Here is a 22,918-nt window from a genome sequence, read left to right as displayed (position 1 = left end):
AATCAGCTTCCGCCCGAATTGAGGAGAGGAAACGATCATGAAAAAGAGATCTGTGTTGTTAGCGATGCTACTTTGCATCACGTCAGCGATCGCCATCGCCCAGCAAGTGTCCGTTAACTACCTGCCTAACGCCAGCTTCGGGCAATATCATACCTACGCGTGGGCCTCAAACAATGCCAATCAGGTTCAGAATTCGATCCTTGCCCAGGTAGTTAAGCAGGACATCGACTCGGCCATGCAGTCCAAAGGCTTCACTCTGGTGACCGAAGATAAAAATCCTGACATCATCGTCACCGGCAACGGAGGCATGAAACAGCAGACATCTTACCAGGCATGGGGCATGCGAGGGATTGGAGGGGGAATGGGTTCAATTACTCCCGAGCAGAATGTCATAGGAACCTTGATCGTCGATCTATTTGACGCGAAGACGCACTCTCTCCTGTGGCGCGGCATCGCACAAGATACTCTCAGCAACAACGGCAGCAAGAACCAGAAGCTGGTTCAGAGTGCCGTAACCAAAATGTTCAAGCAGTGGCCAAAGAGCTAGTGCCCAACCACTAGCATCGTTGAAGCTGGAGATTAGCGGATCCACGCGATCACTTCGCGAGGTTAGTAATGCTGAACGCGCTTAGGATCATTTACATCGGACGGTCGAGCTCGAAATCGCATCGGCACTACCTAATTCTCGAACGCTTCGCCCGGAGAGCCCTCCCATGAAACAATGGTTTGTTCGCCGAAACTGGCGTTGCTAAGGGGAATCAGGTTTGCTTCGATCTGCATTTATCGCTCTCTCTCAAAACAAGTCTCTCCGCTCTTTTTCAGAACGATCCGCGATGGGCCGCAAGATGTCCGGCCGCTTCGTCGCCGGCATGTCGGTGGAAGAGGCCCTCGCCGCGTGCCAGCGCGTCAACCACGAAGGCATCGCCGTCAGCCTCGACTCACTCGGCGAATCCGTCACCACCGAACCTGAAGCCCAGAAGTCCGCCGACATCTATCACCAGCTTCTCGACGCCATCGAAGCGCGCAAGCTGAACGCAAACGTCAGCGTCAAGCTCTCGCAGGTCGGCATGGACTTCGACCCCGCTCTGGCCGAGCGTATCGTCGGCGAGATGGTCGAGCACGCCGCCGCCGTCCACTCCTTCGTTCGCATCGACATGGAAGGCTCCCCCTACACCGAAGCCACCATCGCCATGACTGAGCGTCTTTCAGCGAAGTTTCCCGGAGCCGTCGGCACCGTCCTCCAGGCCTATCTCTTCCGCACCGAAGCAGACACCGAACGTCTGCTGGGGCAGGGAATTCGCATTCGCCTCTGCAAAGGCGCCTACAAGGAAGGTCCGGACATAGCCTTCCCGGCAAAGGCAGACGTCGATGCCAACTACGTCAAGCTGATGAAGCGCATGGCCACCTTCTCGAACAACGGTAAGGGTGTCTTCTGCGGCATCGCCACTCACGACGAGGCCATCGTCGAACAAATGCGCACCTTCGTCCGCGAAAACAACATCGATAAACATGCCTTCGAGTTTCAGATGCTCTACGGCGTCCGCCGCGATCTCCAGCGCAAACTGGCCGCCGACGGCTTTGGCGTCCGCGTCTACATCCCCTTCGGCCCCGAGTGGTACCCCTACTTCATGCGCCGCCTCGCCGAACGCCCCGCCAACGTCCTCTTCCTCGCCAAAAACTTCTTCAAAAACTAACCCGCAGAATCGCACCCGCCATTCCACCGCCGCCACGTCGCGGTCATTGACGTTGCTATCAGCCACTGCGGTTTGCGCTGATTATTGCTGTCGCTGTTGGTTGCTGTTGCTGTTGTTGTTGCCGTTGCCGTTGTTGTTGCCGTTGCCGTTGTCGTTGCCGTTGGTGTTGTCGTTGCCGTTGTTGTTGCCGTTGTTGTTGCCGTTGCCGTTGTTGTTGCCGTTGCCGTTGTTGTTGCCGTTGCCGTTGTTGTTGCCGTTGCCGTTGTTGTTGCCGTTGCCGTTGTTGTTGCCGTTGCCGTTGTTTGTTGCCGTTGCCGTTGTTGTTGCCGTTGCCGTTGTTGTTGCCGTTGCCGTTGTTGTTGCCGGTTGCCGTTGTTGTTGCCGTTGCCGTTGCCGTTGTTGTTGCCTGTCCTTTTGTTGTCATTCCGCAGCGCAGCGGAGGAATCTGCTGTTGCGTTTTGCAGTTGTACTCATTGCTGTCCAACCCGCCTCTATTGTCATTCTGAGCGCAGCAAAGAACCCCCGTATTTGTCGTTGCGGTCGTCGCAACGCAGCGGTGACGACCGCTTACCAGACCGAGCAGTCTCAAAATGGAACGACGACAAAAATAAAGTTGAAAACGTGGCGCATTTTCAACCACCGAAAAAGAGACCTTTTAAAAACCACATCCACCACACATAACACCACGTTTTCACCATCAAAAAACCACCTTCAGGCACCCACTTTTCCCAAAACACCCCCAAAAATACCAGCAAAAAAGCAAAACCCCGGCTCTCACCAGGGCTCAACTTTTTTCCTGGAAAAGAGCAAAGCTATCGCGAAGCAGACTGCGTCGGAACCGGCTCCGCAAGCAACTGTTCAACCAGCTCCGTGACCTCATGCACCAGCGCATCATGCGCCGGCGGATTCGCCGGTCCCGCGAAACCCGCGTGAATCTCCTTCACCCGCCCATCGCGCCCCAGAAAAAACGAAGTCGGCCAGCAGTTCAAATTCACCCCCTGCGGAATCTTTTCATTGAGCTGTTCAGTCTCCCCAGCCACCAGAACCGTATAGGTCAACCCATAGCGAGCGATGAAAGCCCTCAGTCTTTGCGGGTCTTTCAACTGATCTGCCTCTTCAAAGGACAGGTTCACAATCTCCAAACCCTGACCATGAAATTGCTTATAGAGGCTCTCAAGAAACGGCGCTTCATCATGGCAATTCGGGCACCACGATCCACCAATCGCAACAATCACAACCTTCCCATCAAACTGCGGATCCGTATTCGAAATCACCTTGCCATCAAGATTCGGAAAGCTAAAAGCGAAGCGAGCAGAAGGGTCTTTCACCGTAGTCTGTTGCGTAGGATCAGTAGGCCCCGGCAGCGCCGCAGCCCGCGCCTGTGCTGGTCTGCGGGCCACAAGGCCCTGTTGTTCATTCACATCCGCGCGCAGCATATTCGAAACCAGAAGAGTCCCATCGGCCTGCGGAGTGAGAGAGTAAAGCGCCGGTCCCGCCGCCGAAAAATGACTGACCTTGTAACTCTGACCAGTCCACTGTCCGTAGAGCGAGCCGGTGTCGCCATCGACTCGCTGAATGACTGCTTTGACATCCGAAGAGTGCGGCTGCGGCTCCACGCGAAGTTGCCACGCGGCCTCTCCCTTCGCTGAGTTCGTTGCAATCTCCCAATCTCCCTCGATGTTCTTTGCAAGCGGCCCGTTGTAGGTAGAGACAGCACCGGCCGAACTCAGGCTGATAGGGTAGCGAACAGCAGCCGTGCCGAATGAGCCGTCCAATCGGCCATTCGCGAGCGTCGCGTCAATTGTCTTTGCGTAGTAGTTAAAGCTAATCAACAGATGATTGCCGGTTAAAACGGCACTTGATGCCGGGCTGCTCTCGGGCCCATTGCGCAAAGCCGCGTGAAGGTCGTTTGCGGCCCCGGATATCTCAAGCTTCACAGGAACCTGTTGACCATGGACGGTGGCATTCCCCTCCCATGTGCCGATAATGGTGCCCTGTTTGGAACTCTGAGCGATGACAGATGTGCTGAGCAGAAGAAGGCCGACGAAGAGCTTCATGGAAGGTCTCGATTCCTTGTTAAATATTTATACGATGTGAAATTGTGGGAGAGGACTAGCTTTGATTAGCGAGTCTGAAGCACGCCTGAGCCGACCGCGAGGAAGCGGCGACAACAACAGGAGGTGTGCTGTGAATGCATATGCTTAGGGTAGGCGGATAAGCAGATCAGGTCAAGAGCAGTTACGATGCAAGACGCGAAGGAGCTATGGCAGTCATTCCGAAGTTGTATAGATAGCAGCGTCAGCCCGGTGCACACTGTATCCACTATGGGGAAGGAGACCGTTCCGGAGATGGTTCGGACCTGCTTAGACTTCGCGATCACTTCGCCTCAACCCTGATTGGCTTGATCGTATTAAGTCCGAAACATACTCTAGACGCTGGGCCACAAAGCAAGCGGTGTCCTTCCACCATAGCCTCTTCCTCCTCCCCGCAATAAAAAATAGCCGCCTTCGGGCGGCTATCTCTCTACTAGAACAGATGGGTTACTCCACAAAGACTATTTCCCAAAGGACGTGCCATCGTTCGCATGCTGAACAGGAAGATACGGTTCCACCGCAAGGAGCCCGGAGAGGGTATTGCGTTCCTGTTCCGAAAATTGGCTGCGGAAGCGATCTTCCTTGAGGATAGCGTCGCGCTGCTGTGGCGGCATCTCGCGAAGATCGCGAAAGGCACGAGCGACAAGACGGCGACGGTCTTCCGGAAGGCTGCCGAGCTGCCGCAAAGCGCCCACAACCTGCTGTCGCTGCGGAGGCGTCAGATGCTCCATAGCCTCAGTTCGTTCAATCACGCGGCGGCGTTGCTCGGGGGTCATATTGTTAAGCTGTGTCAGACGGTCGCGCATGCGCTGCTGTGTCTGCGGAGGAAGATCTCGGAAGCCGGGCTCGTTTTCCAGGGCTCGCTGTTGCTCCGCTAGCGGAAGATTGCTGTGACGATCCATCCACTGTGCCAGATGCTCTTGATTCCTCTTTCCTCCCGGACCGGGACTCGGTCGTGCCTGACTCACGCCAAGGCGCGCAGGGGCGCCTCCCTGATGCATGGGCCTCGCCTGAGCGATACCCACCGCTGAAGCTGCGACCAGCAACAAGGCAGTAAGGGCTGGTTTGAGGGCTCCACGTGATTGGATTGAGAATGGCATGGTGTTCAACTGATGCAAGCCCCGAATGTCGAGAAAAACCGTTTTATTTAGAACAACTTAATTCGTTCTGTCTCCTCTCGAATAATATCTTCATCTACGATCACGCCTACCAGAGCTTAGCTGGTAGGAGGAGCTGTAGCATCATCGGCAGGGCTGTCGTCCTGTAAAAGCTGATCCATCGTCTGGAAAGTTTGCTCGTTTTTATCGAGAATTTGCAGATCTTGGACGGTGGCGGACGTCTCAGGGGCAGAGTGAGGGAAGCCGGTCAGATTGGCCACCGTGCCCCCGCCTACGAGAAGAATCAGCGCCAAACCGCCAGCCAGCGCGGGACGAAACTGCCGTCCCGTATTGAAGAGAAAGCGGGCTTTTAGCCGTTCGACCCAACCGGCTGGTGCAAGTTCTTTTTCTTCACGCAGACGGACAGCCAGCTTTTGATCAAAGTAGGGCGAAGGATCCGGTGCTTTCCAGGTATCGAGCAGAGCAAAGGTAGCCTTCATCGACTTGAACTCACGGTCGCAGTCGGCGCAAGACTCGATATGTGCCCGCACGGTCGCATTGGCAGGCGAGGCCAGATCCAGGAGTAGATTGAAGATCTCGGATTTGAAATCTGTGCAGTTCATTGTGAACCTTTCCAATCTTGTTGCTTTAGGCACGTCCAGTAAATACGCGCGAAGATCTAAATAAATGCCTTCAATTTTTCCCGCAACGTCTGGTAAGCGCGAAATAGCAGCGATTTTGTGGCGGACTCGCTCAATTTGAGAACGTCACCGATTTGCTTGTAGTCCATACCTTCGTATTTATGCATGAGTACAGCCATACGCTGTCGCTCAGGCAGCGCAAGTACATGCTGACGGATTGCATTAAGTCGCTCCTGCCGAAGTAGGTTGGCTTCGACACTTATGGTCGCGTCCGCGACGTCCGGCGTGGTGCCTGTCTCCGAATCGGCTTCATCAAGATAAACAGTGGAAGCGGTCCGCTCATGTCTGGTGTCGCGTGCGTAGTTCACACCCAAATTGGTTGCGATCCGGTAAAGCCAGGTGCTGAAGCGAGCTTCAGCACGGTAGGTCTCCCGGGAGCGATAGACTCGTAGAAAAACCTCTTGAGCAAGCTCTTCGGCGACCGCTTGATTATGGACCATGCGATACATGAAGTGAATGATTGGCTTGCGGTACTTTTGGATGAGGAAGTCGAAGCCGGCCATGTTGCCGGTTCGCAGCTCCAACATGATCGCAGCGTCGTCCATCTGGCCAAAATCACCGGCTACGTGGTGGTTCTCTGCAGCCTGGACGTTTTCGAGGAGTCTCGGGTTGATCGCCAGTGTGCCCATATCATCCATAACCCCATCTTCGCCATCGGGTTGCGCTTTTTGATCAGAAACTGCAGGAATCTCATCAACGCGTTCAGGGGTATCAGAACCCACAGTGTTATGGCGCTCGGAATTTGGAGGGGGAGTGAACATCCTGCTGATAGATTGTATCGTCACCAACGGGTCGATCAGAGCGAGCATGCAGACTTGGATTGTGGTGAATTTGGTGCAGATAACGCCGGAATGCTATTCTTTTAGCAACAGGTGCGGTGGGACATCTTCGGTTGTCCCGGGCTCTTTGGGCGCATAACTCAGCGGTAGAGTGCCACCTTCACACGGTGGAAGTCGTAGGTTCGAATCCTGCTGTGCCCACCATAAAATCAACAACTTAGAGCAACCGGGCAAGGGGACTTGGTGCCATTTGGTGCCAAAGTGAATCAACTGTCATCAACTTTGCCGATTTTTCCCGGCGCAAACCTACATAACCTCCTGCGGCTTAGTTGCTGAGGTGAGCAACTCGTAGACCGTCCCTACCATTTGCTGCACGCTCTCCGGGAGCTCCTGCATGTACTCGTTCGCCGTGGTATCGGCTCGCGAGTGACGCAGGTGAGATTGATAGGCTCGACTCACTACGAAGCTCACAGCGGGCTACAGCTTATCAAGCCAGCTAGGCCCTGACAATCTAATGACAAGCTCAAGATGAAGAGCTGACATAGCCCTGAAACCCTTGTGATACGTTGGAATCGTCATGCGGCTCTAAACTGCGTTGTGAGATCAAAGCCCATACCGTTGGGTACCTCAAGGTCGATCCCAGCCCGCCAAATTAGATTGATCGGAGATTCAAATAGAGGGTTGACGGAAGGCTTCATTGAAGCGGTACTGTTCTGAAGGGGGAATCAGGAGTTGTGGACTTCGAGTCGAGTGCGCGAAGCGATTAAAAATATCGTCTTCGGAGAAACTCTGGTCCCACAGGAGTTTACCCTTGGACTTCCAGATCCGCAGACGGAGATAACCGTGTGGCTACACGGTGCAGGCGCGCCGATCGACATAACTCACCGCCATTCCATGGTGTGTGCTGCTCCGTTAACTATCTGCGTGGGATTTGCTACGGAGCATCTGCCAAATGAAGCCGATCTGTCCCGGATGAAGTTAAGCCTCTGCCGACGGCATGGGCCGAAACAGGTCTTAGGCGAGGTTGGGCTCAAATCAAAGGCGAAGATCTCCAGAGATAAAGCGACTTTTGTATTGTTTGAACCGCGAAGCTCGAAGAATTTTTGCCTCTCAAAGGCTCGATTATGGACCCATTATTTGCTTCATGCATACCGGCAACGACGTCACGATAATACAAACGGTATAAAAATGACCTTCCTCGAAAGGCGCGCAACGATGGTGCTGTTTATCCGCCCCCACCCCATCGTGCTGGTAAGTGTTGGCAGCGAAGAATCCGGGAATATATTTCCGATGAATTTGTTTGGTGAGCTGGGTGATGGGTACTTCGGGTTTGCTTTAAGGACGGAGAGAGTCGCTGGAGAATTGGTGGAAAACGCAGGTCGTACCGCTCTGAGTTGCATGCCTCTGTCTCAGGGTTTTATTGCGTATCAGCTCGCCAACAACCACACGAAGCGATCGATTGACTGGGCTCAACTCCCCTTCCTAACGAAGGTCTCAGCTGAATTTAGCATTCCAGTTCCCGATTTCGCTTTACGGGTAAGAGAGTTAGATATCTGCGAAGTGCATTCAATCGGAAGTCATCGTTTTTTCTTAGCAAGGACCAGGCGAGACCAGGTGCTTTCGGAGGCTCCAGCATTCAGCTCCATTCATGGGTTCTATCAGTCCTGGCGACTTAGACAGATTGAAGAACGCAAGAAAGAGCGAAAGGTCTCGCTCGCGGGCGATGCCATGAACAAACGCGGACGGTATCGTTCGGAGACGATCAAGCATATTCAAAAGTAGTCGGCTCGAGGAGAGAGTGCCGATTCTTGCATCCGCATCATCGTGTCTTTCCGTTCCCAAAACTGTGTCTCTGGATCATTTTTGAAGAATAACGCGTCCGAAAGACGCAATAAACGCACCCGTTTCTCGTCCACCTTCGCTCCAGTTGTTGCAACGAGCAGTGTTCACTCGCCGGAGGTAGAAACGAAAGGGGCAATCCCCAATTTAGAATTGCCCAACACATGGCGGCAGGGAACGATCCGGAATTCGTGAGGTGACAATGAAGCTTTCAAGAAGGCAGTTCAACCAAGGAATGGGTGCGATAGCGGCTGCCGCTGCTTGTTCGCGCCAGAGTTTCGGATTCGCAGAAAGTGGACTTAGGCTTGGACTGAACACGTGGAGTCTGCGAGCTCTTTCACAGGATGAAGCGATTCCCGTCATCGTCCAGGTGATGAAGCAGGCGAGACTCAAGGATTGCCAAATTCTGTTCAGCCACGTGGAGCCTGCGAGATTCAATCCAGTGTTTCCCGTTGGCGTTCTGAGCGCGCCAAAGTTGCCTCCGACGCCGCAACAACTCGAAGAACAGAAGGCGACTGCGGCAGCATTGACGGAGTGGCGACTTTCGGTCCCGGCGAGCTATTTCGAGAATATCCGGTCTACATTTGAAAAGCAGGGCCTCCGAATCAAATCCTATTCGGCCAGACTTGGGAGCTCCGAGGCGGAGATCGACCGACTATTCCTGATGGCAAAAGCTCTGGGAGCGAATTCGATTGTTGCCCGCATCCCAGAGCCGCTAACAAGTATGACGGCGGCTGCAGCTGAGAAACATCGAATGATCGTGGGCATCCAATTTTCCGATGTGAACGAGATGCAGAGGCAACTCGCCATCTCTAAGTACTTCCGAATGGACCCGGACATCGGAGACCTGACGAAAGCGAAGATTGATTCGTTGCAGTTTGTACAGGCCAACTATATGTCAATGTGCGCTATCGATCTAAAAGATGCGGTGCCGGGAGGGCCAAGTGTTCCGTTCGGGGAAGGAGCGGCGCACATGAAAGAAGTCCTGCAGTTCCTTAAGGAAAAGCAGGTCCCATTCACCGCATATGTAGACTGCGATTATCCGGGAACTGGTCGATCGGGTGAAGAAGTCGAAAAGTGTGTCTCGTATGTTCGAGGCATCATCGGTTACGAATAACCCAGACTCCAGTATCTTTTTTGATGAGCCGGCCCAGAAAAGTGAAAGACACTACGAGCACTGCGCGTCCTCGGTATGAGGGGGCTCCTGGCTCGACATTCACGGCGATACAACACTCTTTGTCGCGTCGAAGCTTGACACCATTTATAGGAACGCAGTTTTAGGCGAAACCATCTCTAGATCTAGAACCAAGGGCCGAGTTGAGGGCTTTATATTCAGCAGATTGCGGTCGCGAATAGCTTGTTCAAAGTGTTTGTAGCCGCATCCCGCGACCTCGATATCAACTCTTTTATTGCGGTTTCAGCGAGAAAACCGGCCCATCTTTGTGCTTTCCTCACGGCACACCTCCTACCATTCAGTAGTACAGGAGGTACATTTGTGAAGCTGAAAAGATACCAATTTATAATTTGTTGTTTTCTTCTCTTGGGGGTCGCATTTGCAGCATCAGGTCATGTGGCGCTGGCGCAATCTACGTTCGGGAGCATTCGAGGAAGTGTCGAAGATATTACCGGAGCGGCGATACCCGACTCCAAGATCACGTTGCATAACGTTGATGAAAATACAGATCGCATAGTGCAGACGGACGCGAGTGGCAACTATGAACTGGACAATGTCCTTGCCGGCAAATACAGCGTCCGGGCCAAACATGACGGATTCGCTGATTCGATCATCGGTGGAATCAGCCTCGCAGCTCGTCAGGATCTGCGATATGACTTCAAGATGACGATTGCCTCGCAGGCGAGCACCGTAGAGGTGACCTCAGATGCGGCCCAGATCAACACGGAAAATGGCGTCATCGGAGACTCAAAAGATACTGGAGACATTGGTAAACTGCCGTTGAACTTTCGTGCCTCAACCACGAGTCCCCTCGCAGCACTTGAGACGTCTCCGAACGTTCAGCAGGACAGCCAGGGCAATATTGCTATCGGTGGAGCCACGGCCAACCAGGTTGGCTTTTCGGTCGATGGTATCTCGACCACGAACGTCTTCAACAGTGCCGCTGGAATCAATCCCTATCCGTCTCCTGAGGGAATTGCGGAGTTGAAGGTCACGGCTTTCAATAACAATGCAGAGTTCTCCCAGGTCGGAGACGTTACGTTTACGACGCGTGGCGGAACGAACCAGTACCACGGAACGCTATTTGAGTATCTCCAAAACGATGTACTCGATGCTCGTGTGTTCAGCTTCACACAGAAAGCTCCGAAGCGTTTCAACACATTTGGCGGCAGCTTCGGAGGTCCAGTTTCCATCCCTCATCTCTATGACGGGCATAACAAGACGTTCTTCTTCGTCGACTACGAGGGTAACCGTAGACGGACCTCACAGGCAGAGCAGTATTTTGTGCCGACCCTGCAGGAAAGAATGGGAGATCTCAGCGGGCTCGTTTCCACTTTTCCAACGATGCCGGTAGACCCTAATAATGCTGATAGCGCGCAGGTTCCCGTGCCCTTGAAGAATCCCTTTACGGGGGCCACCTACGCCAACAACGTAATTCCTCAGGCGAGTATCAGCCCATTCGCCACCAACTTATTAAAATACTATCCGCTGCCCAATCTCACCACAGGGAGTGGTGCGGTCAACTATCAGACGCTGGTTTCGATTCCTTCGAACACGGATGGATTCGATGCCAGAATCGATCAGGTTATCAATTCCAAGCAGCAGGTCTATGCTCGGTTCAATAGAAAAAACCTCACTGTAAACGTCGTAAATCCGCTCTTGCCGAACGATGTTGACAGTGAGCACGACCGAAGCTTTTTGATCTCCCACAACTACGTAATCAACAGCCGTCTTTTGAATGAGTTCCGTTATGGCTTTACGGACACGATCCTTGCGCCTAACTTCGGGATCGAGGGCGCAGCTGCTCTCCAGAGTCTCGGAGTCCAACTCGGCGGCGATCAGGGCGTAAACGTCTCCAACCATCCAACTGATCAGGGTTTCCCCACAATCTCCTTCAACGACGGAACGAACTTTACTCAGATCGGAAGAGACCACGTCGGTCCGACGAAGTCCACAACCAAGCAAATTGCTGACAACCTAACTTACACAAAGGGAAGGCACACGATTCGCGGTGGTGTTGACGTCCGTTGGGTACGTTTTGCCGTGCCCGAGATCGAAACGCCCTCCGATGACTACGGTCTATTCATCTTCAACCAAAACACCTTTACCAATAGCTCCTTTGGTGACCTCCTGCTTGGCGCACCTCACACCACCTACTTTGCAGTGACGGGTCCGAGGGACGACGCAGGTGGCGCACAGACTGGTCTCTATGGGCAGGATCAATGGCAGGTGAACGATCGCCTCACACTCAACTTCGGCTTGCGCTGGGAACTTCTCCCTCCCTTTGTCGACAAGAACGGTATTCAGGCCAACTTCGATCCCAACTACACTGGGACCGGCGCAAACGGACAGGGTGCAGTTATCATCAATAACAAGCTGTTGCACGGCCTTGGGCCAGCTCCAGCCTTCCTCGCATCTTTTAACGCCTGCGGATTGGCTGGTGTCAACCCGGGAACCTGCACGCCTGTAATCACGAATGGTCAGGATGGTCTTCCGGCTGGCCTTCGCCAGACGTATCACCGCAACTTCGATCCTCGTGTCAGTCTTGCTTATCGTCCTTTCAGAGACAATAAAACCGTCTTCCGTGCCGGGTTTGGCATCTTCACTGTGACCGCTCTGGGCCAACTCCAGAACAACAATGAAAGCAATCCTCAGGCAGTCGTCAATACGTACATAAATAATCCCAACGGACAAAACACTGCGCCGGTCTTTACATTCCCCCAGGTCACCCCAGCGGGCGCTGGATTGGCGTTTGGTGGCGGAGAGCTTGAGCAGGCCACTAACCCACGCTACCGCGATGCCCAGACCGCACAATGGAACGTTACCATCGAGCGTGAAATTACCTCCAACACCTCGGTGAGAGCGAGCTACGTGGGAATGAACTCCTACCGGCTTCCTGTCACCGAAAACCTGAACCAGCTTCATCCCAGCACCATGAACCCAAATCCGGAGGCTCTTCCATTCCCGAACTGGTCGGTTATCTTCTCGACCAACAATCTGGGCGGACAGAACTATCAGGCGATGGAACTAGCAGCCACACACAGAATGGCGAGAGGGCTGTCTTACGATGCCAACTACTCCTGGGCACACAACATCAGTGATGCTCAGGGTGATGCACCAACTGCGTTTCAAGGTGAAACTCGCTATGGTCTCGCGGACCTGAATCGTTTTGATATCAGCGCGAACCGCGGCAACGTAGTAGGCACTCGCCGCCATCGTCTGCTGGTGACGGGAACTTACGAGTTGCCCTTCGGCAAAGGTCGGCAGTGGTTGAACTCTTCAGCAAATGTAGTGGACGGTTTCCTTGGCGGCTGGAACGTGAACACCATTACGCTTCTCGAGACCGGGCCGTACCTGACCCCAAGCGATAGCGTAAGCAATGATCAAACCAACACGAATCCTTCTGGTGACGGTTCGATCGTTCGCCCAGACCGCGTCGGAAATCCGATTCCCGCAGATCGTTCACCCAGCAACTATTTCAACTTCAGCGCATTCGCTCACACTCCGGTCAACGCCGGCCGCGTGGGAAATGCAGGAGTCGGAACGCTCGAAGCGCCGGGCACGATTGCAGTAAGTGCGGGCTTGGCCAAACTGATCGCAATTCATGAGAATTGGCGGCTGCGCTTCGAGTCGACCTTCACTAACGTGCTGAACCACACCAACTATGCACCTCCAGCAACCAACATAAGCAACCCGGGTTCGTTCGGAATGCTCACCACCGCACAGACGGCGGAGAACGCAGGAAACAGAACCGGGCAAATCGCGTTGCGAGTGGAGTTCTAAACCTCTCGTACAAGAAACACCACGTTGAGCTAATAAGAGACCGCAATCCTGTTTTTGGATTGCGGTCTCTCGTTGTACATGTTCGTGAAGCTTAGTTCATCCTTACAACTTCTTTATCTGCGAAAGAATATCTTTAGAAAGCTTCAGGAGTAATTATTTTCACGGAGTTTTTGTGTCAATTGCGAGTCGGTATCGTGGCTCAAAGAACATCAGGCGTGTCGGATACCAGTCGATCGTTTCGCTGACAGCTATTCTGCTGATCTCGTTGTTGTCCTACAAGCTCGATGTTAACTTGGCGACGGTCAGTCTTTTGCTGTTAGCACTCGTCTTGGTAACGGCCATGCGTTGCGGGTTTGTGCAAGCCATGATCGTATCTTTTGGTGCTGCTGGATGCCTCGACTATTTCTTTATTCCACCCATCCTCAGCTTACACATGTCGGACCCCAAGAACTGGGTCGCGCTGACAATATTCCTGTTTACGGCATCTGTAGTAAGTCGACTTTCGTCTCAGTCTCAGGCCCATGCACGACAGTCCGACCTGAACAGTCGGCGCATGGAAATGCTTTATGAACTGAGCAGAGCAACGCTGTTTCTTGATCGCGGCCAGCCAGCTGGTTCGCAGATGGTCTTGCTGATATTGGACACAATGCACGTCGAAGCAGTTACTATCTTCGACGGCAACCTTGCGCGGCTCGACTTTGCGGGTGCCTGTTCAGAGGATGACAGCACCTTGGCGCGCGAAGCGTTTTTGCAAAATAGAAAGAATCCGGACCTGAAGACAGATATTTGGCAGCGTCCACTCCGTCTGGGGCAGCATCCTTTCGGCGGAATTGTATTGCGTGGGCCGAATCTTGGTTCGGGCATTGTCGATGCGATCGCGTCGTTGGTGGCTATCGCGTTTGAGCGTGCTCAGTCTTTCGAGAAGGAGAGTAGGGCGGAGGCCGCACGGCAGACAGAACAGTTGCGCACCGCGGTCCTTGATGCTCTGGCTCACGACTTCAAGTCGCCGTTGACTGTCATTATGACGGCAAGTTCGTGCTTGTCCGAGATGGGTGGCCTTACACCGGAGCAGAACGAGATGGCGACGCTCATTAGTGGACAGACGGCAGAGCTCGACACTCTCGCGACCAGGCTTTTGCAGAAAGCAAAGCTGGAAGCAGAGGACTTTAAGCTGAACAAACAGGAAGTCACGGTTTCGAAGTTGATCTACCGCGCATTGACCCTGAAAGCAGGCAGGCTCAACGGACAGCGTGTTCAGGTATCGATCGGGTCGCAGAGCATCTTCGTTCGCGCGGATGAAGAATTGATCGGAACAGCTATTGGTGAGTTTGTTGAGAACGCGGCGAAGTATTCGATAACTGGCTCCACGATTCAAGTCTCAGCGTTGGAAGATGCTTCTCAGGTCTTAATTTCTGTCCACAATGACGGGCCGACGATACCGATTGAAGATAGATCCAGGATATTTGAACGCTTCTATAGAAGTCGTGATGCCTCTTATCGCGCTGCTGGAACGGGCCTGGGTTTATCGATCGTTCAAAAAGCAGCTGAAGCACATAAAGGAAGAGTCTGGGTCACCAGCGAGCACGAAAAGGGGACGACATTCTTTCTGTCTCTTCCCCGTATAGTCAGGAGGCAGAATTGAATAAATCACACATTAGGCTTTTGATAGTGGAAGATGATGCGCTCATTCGACACGCGGTGCGGACTGCGCTAGATATATTTGGGTTTGACATTACCGAGGTCCCCAGAGGTGAAGAGGCTTTGCCACTCCTTGGCGCAATGCGATACGACGCTGCTCTAGTGGACATCAACATGCCTGGTATGGGAGGCATTGAAACATGCCGACAGATGCGTCAGTTGTCTCCGAGCCTTGCCATTTTGATGCTGACAGTGCGAGACAGTGAAGAAGATAAAGTAAGGGCACTCGATGCCGGCGCGGACGACTACGTAACCAAACCTTTTCATGTTCGAGAATTGACTGCGAGGATACGAGCGGTGCTGCGCAGGATACAGACTCCGCATTCTATCGATGACGACGTAATTCAGATAGGAAATATCGAACTCGATCCTGCTCGCAGAGTAGTTCGTAAGTCAGGTCAGACGGTTCATTTGACCCCAAAAGAATTCGATCTTCTCCACTATCTGATGGCAAGATCGGGGCTGCCGATACCTCACGCGCGTCTACTTACTACGGTATGGGGTGCAGAATATAGGAAGGAACTAGAATATCTGCGCACATATATGAGCCAGCTCCGTAAAAAGCTGGAAGATAATCCATCGGACCCGGTCTACTTATTGACCGATAGTCATTTTGGGTATCGATTTGCCGAAGAAACGCTCCTGAGTCGCGGTGTTGACGGTTGATGATCCATGCGATTCACTTGCATATAAATAAAGAATTGGTTCTGGAATGGCAAGCAATGGAGCTCTCGCGCTAATCCGACAACCGGATTCAGAGCAACAATATATTGACAAGCCGAAGCGAGTATCTCGCCTTTATCCCCATCATCATTCGATTATCTCTATTCCTTGAACAAGCTGCTTTAACTACTGGAGGTTCGCTGGAATAGAATCGCCCCCAACTCCATCGGATTGCCCGTTAATGATTTGCGGGTGTATGTGACATTTTTTACAAACTCATGAAACGGCTCGTGCCACATTGCTGATGACATTGTGTCACAAGCGATGCTTATTTTTACACCATCCAATTGCACACTCAAGATAGTCTGAAGGGCGCAATGGGCAGCGAGCACGACTTGGTCTCATATCATTACTGTGCACAAGTGTGCAGTTGAAGCTGACCTCCCCTAACAGTCAACTATCTATGCTCCTGCCTCCTTCATCGGAAGACAGCCCGATGTCCGCCCCAGTACTGTTCCACTGTAGTCGATAGTCTCTTCTCAGTCGCGGTCGTTTTTATATTGTGCCGATATTCAGCACAAATAACGTATGCGTTCGATGACATGCTGGGCGAGGCGACTGTTGCCAGAGGTAGTACTACCTTCGTACTGTTTACAGCGCAGGTGGAGAGACCTATATTCCTCGAAGTTGAATCACCAAAACTTTGTTTTGAAACTGGTCACTGGCTTTACCGGAGGCAATCTTTGAATTTACTCTTGCAGAACCTTATATCCCTGCCTTTCTCCGTACTTCCGCGAAAGGCCAACCCGATGAAAGTCGGCTCTTCAAAATCCATCTCATCGAATAATGTCCGACGCGGCCCGATGACGCTACTGTATGTGCTACTGATTGTCTTTGCCGCAATCGACGATATGGCGATCGCTCAGACCCGCCAGTTCATCATCACGAATAACTGCGCAGAAACAGTATGGGTAGCCGGCGCAGGTAATCCGACTCCTGTCTTCAACGGCTCGTCTGGAGGACTGGAGCTTCCTGCGGGCACAACCGTCACCACCTCACTGCCCACGCCGTGGGTTGGCGGACGCTTCTGGGGACGTCGTCAGTGCACCTTTGATGCGAACGGCAAGGGCTCCTGTCAGACGGGTGATTGCGGCGGTCTGCAGTGTCAACACGCCGGAGCCGGTTCGACCAGTCTTGCGGAGTTTACCCTTACCGGTTCACCGACCGGAGCAGACAACTATGACATTAGCCTTGTCGACGCGTTTGATTTTCCTCTCTCTGTTCAACTCAACGATCCTAACCCGGCCCATGCGGTCAACTCTGCATGCCAGGTCGATCTGCGGAACTCCTGCCCAACCGGTCAACAGATACTGAACGGCGCTGGACAGATCGTCGGATGCAAGAGCCTCTGCAGCCAGTTTGGAACAGCAAATTATTGCTGTGCTGGACCATATGCATCACCGCAGGCCTGCAACAACGTAAATTGGGACACAAACTACCGCGGAGCCGTACTTAAGAAGTCCTGCCCCTCGGTATACGGGTATGCCTTTGACGACCCGTCCAGCGACTTCAATGTAGCTCCTGTGCCAGCTTCGGGGTATCAGATCACGTTCTGTCCTGCGAATACCGTACCTAACTCAGATCCTTCGATCGTGCCTACTTTTAGCATCACCTCTCAGCAGCAGAGCCAAACGGTTAAGCCTGGCAGCCCCGTTACGTATAACCTGAATGTTACTGCGAGCAGCACATTTACGGGAACCGTCAAGCTGTCTACCGCACATCTACCAGGAAGCTGCACTTGGACGACGGCCGGCAAGGTCTCCTGCAGTAACAAGGGCTCTTCTGCTTCCTTTAGTTCATCCACTGTCAGTCTGACTCCGGGAGTGACTGTTCCTGTAACTTTGACGATCAATACGACGACCTCGCCGGCTCCGATGTTGGGCACGGGAAATATAGAGGTCATCGGGCAGAGCGGCTCGCTCGAGAACGTATGGGAGGGCTCATTGACGGTTGCAGATCCCACAGCTGCCGACTATGTCTTTAGCGTTACCCCAACGTCTCCACAGATTGTTACGCCTGGTACACCGGTTGTTTACACGGTCACGGCCACTCCTTTGAACGGCTTCATTGGGGTCGTATCGATGAGTACCTCCGGTCTCCCTGCAACTTCCACTGCTCCCACGCTGCCACAGTTCACCTTTACCGGTGATCCCACACCGCAGTCGGCGACTATTACAATCGCAACCTCCGCCTCTGCCACCAAGCGAGCCTACTTCCCCCTCTTGACCAGTTTCAGCGCAAGCAGCCTTCACGACGCACAAGTCTCATTGACGGTTGCATCTACAGTGGCCAGTCCGGATTTCATGATCTCGGCGACTCCGACAGTGGGTGCGGTTCAAGCGGGAGGCAGCGCGTCCTTCACCATTGCAACAGCTCCGCAGAACGGGTTCAACTCTGCGGTCGCTCTTAGTGCTACCAACTTACCCGCTGGAGTGACGGCGACGTTCGCACCGAACTCGATCGCGGGAGCTGCAACATCATCGCTCACGCTCGCCACAAGCGTCTCGACGATGCCCGGAACGTATGTTATCCCGGTCACGGGCACCTCCGGCTCCTTGAGCAACACCACCAGCGTCTCTCTAACTGTCAGCCCGATCAGCGTGCAGTTTACCGATCTTGATATCGGCGCTCCTAAAACAGCAGGAACCTTCAGCGCAAATGGAGGCACCTTTACAGTTGGCGGCAGCGGCAGCGATATCTTCGGCACTGCCGATCAGTTCAACTACGCTTACCAGTCGGCAACCGGTGACTTCACTGTTATCGCGCATGTCGATACTCAGACCAACACGGATGTATGGGCTAAGTCAGGCGTGATGATTCGTTCCAGCACAGCAGACGATGCAGCCTTCGCCGGTGTCTTCGCAACTCCGGGCCATGGCGTCGCCATGATCGTTCGTACGCCGGATGGAGGTGGCACCATCGATCTGGGACAGGCTCAGCAAAACGTTCCGGTGTGGGTGAAGCTCCAACGGTCCGGTAATACGTTCAACGGCTACGCGTCGCCGGATGGTGTCAATTGGACGTTGATCTCTACCAGAGATGCTGGGATGACCGGAGCTGTTACTGCCGGGCTTGCCGTCACCTCGAAGCGAGAGTCGACTCTGAATATCTCAACCTTTGACAGCGTCACCATTCAGTAACGGAGACAGCTCGATCAAACGTGTCTACATATCCTATGCGTGGTCGAAGAATGATCACGCATAGGATGCAGTCTTTCCCAATGGCGGCAACTCACTGCGGCGAATGAATTCACTTCGTGCCGCGAAGCCTAAAAATCGACCTCCCCCTTGCGATCGGTAAGCCAAAGAGCTGTCGATTGTCTGTCACTGAACGCAGAACAGAGTCACTGAAAGGTAGTGTTATGAAAAAGGCAATTCTTGTTTTGTCGATGTTGTCGTCTATTGGAGTCGGGGCGGCGCTGGCCGGACCGTGTCCCGCACAGTTCCCAACATCGCGCGGCAACGGTACAGTTGCTGGGGCGGCGGTAGCGGGCGGAACGCAGTATTACTTCAAGGACGCTCTGCTCAGTGGTTTCGATTGCTTCGAGCAATTGAGCTCGTGGTTCCCCTCCTACATCACCGCATCGAACGCGATAAGTCCTAACCAGGAGACTGTCGATATGGCCTACACGACAGAAGGAACGGCAACCTTCTCGAACGTGGTAGTTCCGGCATCCGGCAACTACACGTTGGCACTTCGCTATGCGTTCCAACAAGGTCTCTTCCCAGGCGTTCTGAATCGTCCCGAAGGCATTATGGTGAACGGCACCGTCATGACCGAAGATCTGAACTTCCCGCAAACCGGGGACTTCAACACGTTTAGTACCGACAGCATCGTGGTACCCCTGAATGCCGGTCAAAACACCGTTCAAATCTTTAACGTAGCCACGCAGAGTGTCTCCCGTCTTGACTCGCTGACTGTTACAGCCGGAGGAAGCAACGCTTGCAGTATTATTCCTCAGGCTCCGGGTGGATTGGCTGCTGTGGAAGACTCTAACAATGCAATTGCGCTGACCTGGAATGCGAGCGCGGCACCCTCGGGTTGCACGGTAGGGTACTATAACGTGTTTCGCGGAACCACTTCTGGGTTCGTTCCATCAGTGGCTAATCAGGTCGCAACCGTAGTATCCGGCTCGAAGTTTGAAGATACGACGGCAATGTGTCAGACACCTTACTATTATGCCGTGCAGGCAGTAGATCTGGCTGGCTTATCGGTGACTTCGGCCCAGGCCACCGCTTCCATCAGTCAGTGCCCGACGGTAAGCAGTGCGCAGATCAACGCAGGCGGTTCGGCGGTCGCTCCCTTTCTTGCGGACGTGGACTTTGAGGGCGGATCTATTCTTAGCCATAAGAATGTAATCGATCTCAGCGGTGTTACGAATGCGGCGCCTATGACGGTGTATCAGGATGCTCGTCAAGGTAACTTCACCTACACGCTTGCTGGTTTTGTACCTGGATCGGCGCACACAGTACGGATGCACTTTGCCGAGACATTCTTCTCAACAGCCAACTCACGAACCTTCAATATCAGCATCAATGGAACGCAGGTAGTGACGAATTTCGACATCTTCGCTGCGGCGGGTGCTAAGAACAAGGCAGTCATACAGCAGCTTACGCAAAATGCAGATGCCAACGGCACTTTCACCGTTACGTTCACCTCAGTCATTAACAACTCTCTACTGAGCGCGATCGAAATTAACTAACATGCAAGTTAGAGTGAACCTCTAATGTATTTAACGTCGAACTGGCAACTGTTACAGGCTATCGTTCTACTGCAGCCAAGGAAGTCAAAAGATATGGTCAAAGCAGTTTAAGAATCACCTCAATCTCTACTTTGGCCGGATCGTGATTACCACGATCTGGCCAACATTTTTACTGAGGAATTTACTGAGGATGAAGATGATTCAAATATATGTAGGACCAGCCTTCATGTGTCTTCCTTGTTGGTTCCCCGATCGTTTACAGGGGCACGGAGATAACGAATGGTACATAGTAACGACAATGGCATCATCGATACGCTCAGCAATCACTCGGTAGACCAGACGGTGGAAAGACTCAAGGGAATTCTGGAAACGAAGGGCATCACCCTGTTTGCAGTAATTGATCACAGCGGGGAAGCGGAAAAAGTTGGGTTGAAGATGCGGCCAACCAAACTTCTGATCTTCGGCAACCCAAAGGCTGGTACACCACTTATGCTGACGACTCCCAGCATCGCAATCGATCTTCCGCTTAAAATTCTTGTCTGGGAAGATAACGACGGAAAAACCTGGGCATCCTGCAACGACCCTGCATATCTGCAGAAGCGACACGGAGTATCGCAGGAACTGTTGCCTAACATCTCAGTGGCAGCAGCCTTGGCAGCTAAAGCCTCAGAGTAACGCATTCACACTCAGCTCTGCCTTGTGCAACCGTGTGACGAAATTGGGGCAACTAGCATCACGCTCCTGCCCGTCAGAACGCTCCTTCATTCGACATCTGGGAATTGCCTCTCCGGTATAGAGGGCGAATGCGTTTTCGGAGACAATGGCGAAATTTTGATCCTGAGAACGTTTGATCCTGAAAGCGAAAGAAACTTACAGATTAACTGCCGTATATCTCCGGTTTCAGGCGTCAAAGATTAACATACGCTCACTATCCGTTGGAGCATTTCAAAATTCATGGTCTTTCGTGAGAACCCGACAACACTTAGGTGACCGGGGGCAAGGTCAATTGGCAGATACGGCTAAGGAAAAATCGGCTCCGCGGGAGGCGTCCAGCTTGTGGCGACCGTTGCGTGTGCCGACCTTCCGCAATCTGTTGGCTGCCAATGTCGTCTCCGACATTGGCACGTTCATGCAGAGCGTTGGTGCTGCCTGGCTGATGGTCTCACTCCATGCTGGGCCTATCTACGTAGCACTTACGCAAACAGCTGCGTCCCTGCCATATTTTCTCCTATCGCTCCCCGCCGGTTCTGCCGGAGATATCGTCGACCGCCGCAAGCTGATTCTTGCCACAGAAACATGGATGGTGGGCGTAGCGCTTCTCCTCTGCGTTTTAACAATCGGTGGGTTCATGACCCCCTGGTTGCTGCTGGTATTAACGTTTGCACTCTCAGCAGGAGACGCGTTCGAAACTCCATCGTGGCGCGCAATCCTGCCTGAATTAGTGCCTAAGGAGGATCTTGCCGCAGCGTCAGCTCTCAACGGCATCGAGTTCAATCTTGCCCGAGCCGTAGGACCTGCGCTTGCCGGCATCGTCATAGCCATCGCCGGAGTCGCCACTGCGTTTGTAACAAATTTCTTCGCTTTCTTCGGAGTGATTCTAGTTGTTGCCAAATGGAAAAGGCCGGTGCGTAAGCGGACTTCACCGACGGAGACATTTTCGGGCGCCACGATTGCTGCTCTTCGGTATGTGCGCTACTCCCCCGCTATTCTCAGGGTATTGGTTCGAACGGGAGTCGTAGTATTTTTCTCAAGCGCTCTATTTGCTCTCCTGCCAACAGTTGCTCACAGCGCCAACAAGAGCGCAATCGGTTACGGGCTATTGCTCGGGTGCTTTGGAGCTGGCGCAGTTGCAGGTGCATTAATCATGCAACCAGCTCGCGCCAAATGGTCGACAGAGACTATCGTCTCCGCGGGAGTGGTAATCCTCGGGATTACGATCGCAATGACCAGCGTCTTTCACGAGTTAGCTACGCTCGCGCCCGTCATGTTGATCGGGGGTGCAGCATGGGTACTTTTCGTCTCTCTGATCAACACTCTGGTACAGAACCTTGCACCGGATTGGGTACGGGCACGAGTACTTGCAGTCTTCATACTTGTCTTTCAGGGAAGCTTTGCTCTCGGCAGTGCTGTTTGGGGGGCTGTCGCGCAAAGAGCTACCGTCGAAGCCGCACTCGTCTCAGCTGGCCTCGGAACAATCGCAACGACTGCCCTCGTATTCTTCGCAAAACTTCCTGACGCACCCGCCGACCTGAGTTCCTGGAACCACTGGCGTATGCCCGTTTTCGTCAAAGAAGATGACTCTGATCTCGAGCGCGGCCCCGTGCTGGTTACGGTCGAATACTCCGTCATTCCGGAACGAACTGCGGAATTTTTGGACGCAATCCATCAATATGCTCGGATACGACGTCGGGACGGGGCCTACAGCTGGGCCATATTCTCTGATACCGAAGTTGCGAACCGTTACTTGGAGATAATGCTAGTGCAGTCATGGGCTGAGCATCTGCGCCAACATGAGCGGTTCACCCGAGCAGATGGCGAACTGGAGTGCCGTCTACTTAGTTACCTCGCCAAAGAAATGGTCTTACGTCATCTGATCTACGCTCGCTCGGAAGCCCATAAGACATCAGAATGACCA

The 22,918-nt window shown here is 53.2% G+C and carries 16 protein-coding genes and 1 tRNA gene; 12 read left to right on the top strand and 5 right to left on the bottom strand.

The features are described from left to right. Positions 1-37 precede the first annotated feature (37 nt). Positions 38-547, top strand: a complete 510-nt coding sequence (locus tag RBB82_RS03385; protein WP_433973712.1) for a DUF4136 domain-containing protein — start codon at positions 38-40, stop codon at positions 545-547. A 217-nt stretch (positions 548-764) separates the two neighbouring features. Beyond that, complete coding sequence (locus RBB82_RS03380) at positions 765-1,694, top strand: proline dehydrogenase family protein (protein ID WP_433973711.1); 930 nt, start codon at positions 765-767, stop codon at positions 1,692-1,694. Positions 1,695-1,752: 58 nt separating this feature from the next. Here RBB82_RS03380 and RBB82_RS03375 read toward each other — a convergent pair whose 3' ends face one another. From RBB82_RS03375 to RBB82_RS03355, 5 genes are all read right to left on the bottom strand, one after another. Continuing rightward, entirely contained in the window at positions 1,753-2,178 is a 426-nt protein-coding gene (locus RBB82_RS03375) for a hypothetical protein (protein WP_433973710.1), read from the bottom strand. A 328-nt stretch (positions 2,179-2,506) separates the two neighbouring features. Then, complete coding sequence (locus RBB82_RS03370) at positions 2,507-3,751, bottom strand: peroxiredoxin family protein (RefSeq protein ID WP_433973709.1); 1,245 nt, start codon at positions 3,749-3,751, stop codon at positions 2,507-2,509. Between the two features lie 497 nt (positions 3,752-4,248). Next, positions 4,249-4,887 (bottom strand): DUF3106 domain-containing protein, encoded by a 639-nt coding sequence (locus RBB82_RS03365; RefSeq protein WP_433973708.1) that lies wholly within the window; start codon positions 4,885-4,887, stop codon positions 4,249-4,251. A 116-nt stretch (positions 4,888-5,003) separates the two neighbouring features. After that, complete coding sequence (locus RBB82_RS03360; protein ID WP_433973707.1) at positions 5,004-5,507, bottom strand: anti-sigma factor family protein; 504 nt, start codon at positions 5,505-5,507, stop codon at positions 5,004-5,006. A 56-nt stretch (positions 5,508-5,563) separates the two neighbouring features. Continuing rightward, the gene (locus RBB82_RS03355; protein WP_433973706.1) at positions 5,564-6,394 is read right to left on the bottom strand and encodes an RNA polymerase sigma factor; all 831 of its coding nucleotides are present in this window, start codon (positions 6,392-6,394) and stop codon (positions 5,564-5,566) included. A gap of 99 nt (positions 6,395-6,493) precedes the next feature. Between RBB82_RS03355 and RBB82_RS03350 the strand changes: the two genes are divergently transcribed. From RBB82_RS03350 to RBB82_RS03305, 10 genes are all read left to right on the top strand, one after another. Continuing rightward, positions 6,494-6,568: transfer RNA gene (locus tag RBB82_RS03350), tRNA-Val, on the top strand. 546 nt (positions 6,569-7,114) lie between these two features. Continuing rightward, a complete protein-coding gene (locus RBB82_RS03345) occupies positions 7,115-8,146 on the top strand; it encodes a hypothetical protein (RefSeq protein ID WP_433973705.1) in 1,032 nt (343 codons plus the stop codon). A gap of 259 nt (positions 8,147-8,405) precedes the next feature. After that, positions 8,406-9,320 carry a hypothetical protein gene (locus tag RBB82_RS03340; protein ID WP_433973704.1) on the top strand — a complete coding sequence of 305 codons (915 nt, stop codon included), beginning with the start codon at positions 8,406-8,408 and terminating at the stop codon, positions 9,318-9,320. 378 nt (positions 9,321-9,698) lie between these two features. Then, a complete protein-coding gene (locus tag RBB82_RS03335; protein ID WP_433973703.1) occupies positions 9,699-13,160 on the top strand; it encodes a TonB-dependent receptor in 3,462 nt (1,153 codons plus the stop codon). Between the two features lie 172 nt (positions 13,161-13,332). Further along, complete coding sequence (locus RBB82_RS03330; protein ID WP_433973702.1) at positions 13,333-14,802, top strand: sensor histidine kinase; 1,470 nt, start codon at positions 13,333-13,335, stop codon at positions 14,800-14,802. Further along, positions 14,799-15,524: a response regulator transcription factor gene (locus RBB82_RS03325; RefSeq protein ID WP_433973701.1), complete on the top strand. Its 726-nt coding sequence runs from the start codon at positions 14,799-14,801 to the stop codon at positions 15,522-15,524. The genes RBB82_RS03330 and RBB82_RS03325 overlap by 4 nt, the downstream gene beginning before the upstream one ends. 740 nt (positions 15,525-16,264) lie before the next feature. Beyond that, positions 16,265-18,721, top strand: coding sequence for a thaumatin family protein (locus RBB82_RS03320; protein ID WP_433973700.1), 2,457 nt, complete (start codon positions 16,265-16,267; stop codon positions 18,719-18,721). A 221-nt stretch (positions 18,722-18,942) separates the two neighbouring features. Next, the gene (locus tag RBB82_RS03315; protein ID WP_433973699.1) at positions 18,943-20,283 is read left to right on the top strand and encodes a malectin domain-containing carbohydrate-binding protein; all 1,341 of its coding nucleotides are present in this window, start codon (positions 18,943-18,945) and stop codon (positions 20,281-20,283) included. A gap of 279 nt (positions 20,284-20,562) precedes the next feature. After that, a complete protein-coding gene (locus RBB82_RS03310; RefSeq protein WP_433973698.1) occupies positions 20,563-20,958 on the top strand; it encodes a DUF302 domain-containing protein in 396 nt (131 codons plus the stop codon). A 331-nt stretch (positions 20,959-21,289) separates the two neighbouring features. After that, positions 21,290-22,915 (top strand): MFS transporter, encoded by a 1,626-nt coding sequence (locus tag RBB82_RS03305; protein WP_433973697.1) that lies wholly within the window; start codon positions 21,290-21,292, stop codon positions 22,913-22,915. Positions 22,916-22,918: the final 3 nt, after the last annotated feature.

This window comes from Tunturiibacter lichenicola, from assembly GCF_051013355.1.
GTDB lineage: Bacteria > Acidobacteriota > Terriglobia > Terriglobales > Acidobacteriaceae > Edaphobacter > Edaphobacter lichenicola_F.
This window is presented reverse-complemented; position numbering and strand designations above follow the sequence as displayed.

Excerpts from the sequence above, each read along its gene's own strand:
- RBB82_RS03385 (WP_433973712.1), top strand. The coding sequence starts at position 38 with ATGAAAAAGAGATCTGTGTTGTTAGCGATGCTACTTTGCATCACGTCA.
- RBB82_RS03370 (WP_433973709.1), bottom strand. The coding sequence starts at position 3,751 with ATGAAGCTCTTCGTCGGCCTTCTTCTGCTCAGCACATCTGTCATCGCT.
- RBB82_RS03365 (WP_433973708.1), bottom strand. The coding sequence starts at position 4,887 with ATGCCATTCTCAATCCAATCACGTGGAGCCCTCAAACCAGCCCTTACT.
- RBB82_RS03360 (WP_433973707.1), bottom strand. The coding sequence starts at position 5,507 with ATGAACTGCACAGATTTCAAATCCGAGATCTTCAATCTACTCCTGGAT.
- RBB82_RS03355 (WP_433973706.1), bottom strand. The coding sequence starts at position 6,394 with ATGCTCGCTCTGATCGACCCGTTGGTGACGATACAATCTATCAGCAGG.
- RBB82_RS03340 (WP_433973704.1), top strand. The coding sequence starts at position 8,406 with ATGAAGCTTTCAAGAAGGCAGTTCAACCAAGGAATGGGTGCGATAGCG.
- RBB82_RS03315 (WP_433973699.1), top strand. The coding sequence starts at position 18,943 with ATGAAAAAGGCAATTCTTGTTTTGTCGATGTTGTCGTCTATTGGAGTC.
- RBB82_RS03310 (WP_433973698.1), top strand. The coding sequence starts at position 20,563 with ATGGTACATAGTAACGACAATGGCATCATCGATACGCTCAGCAATCAC.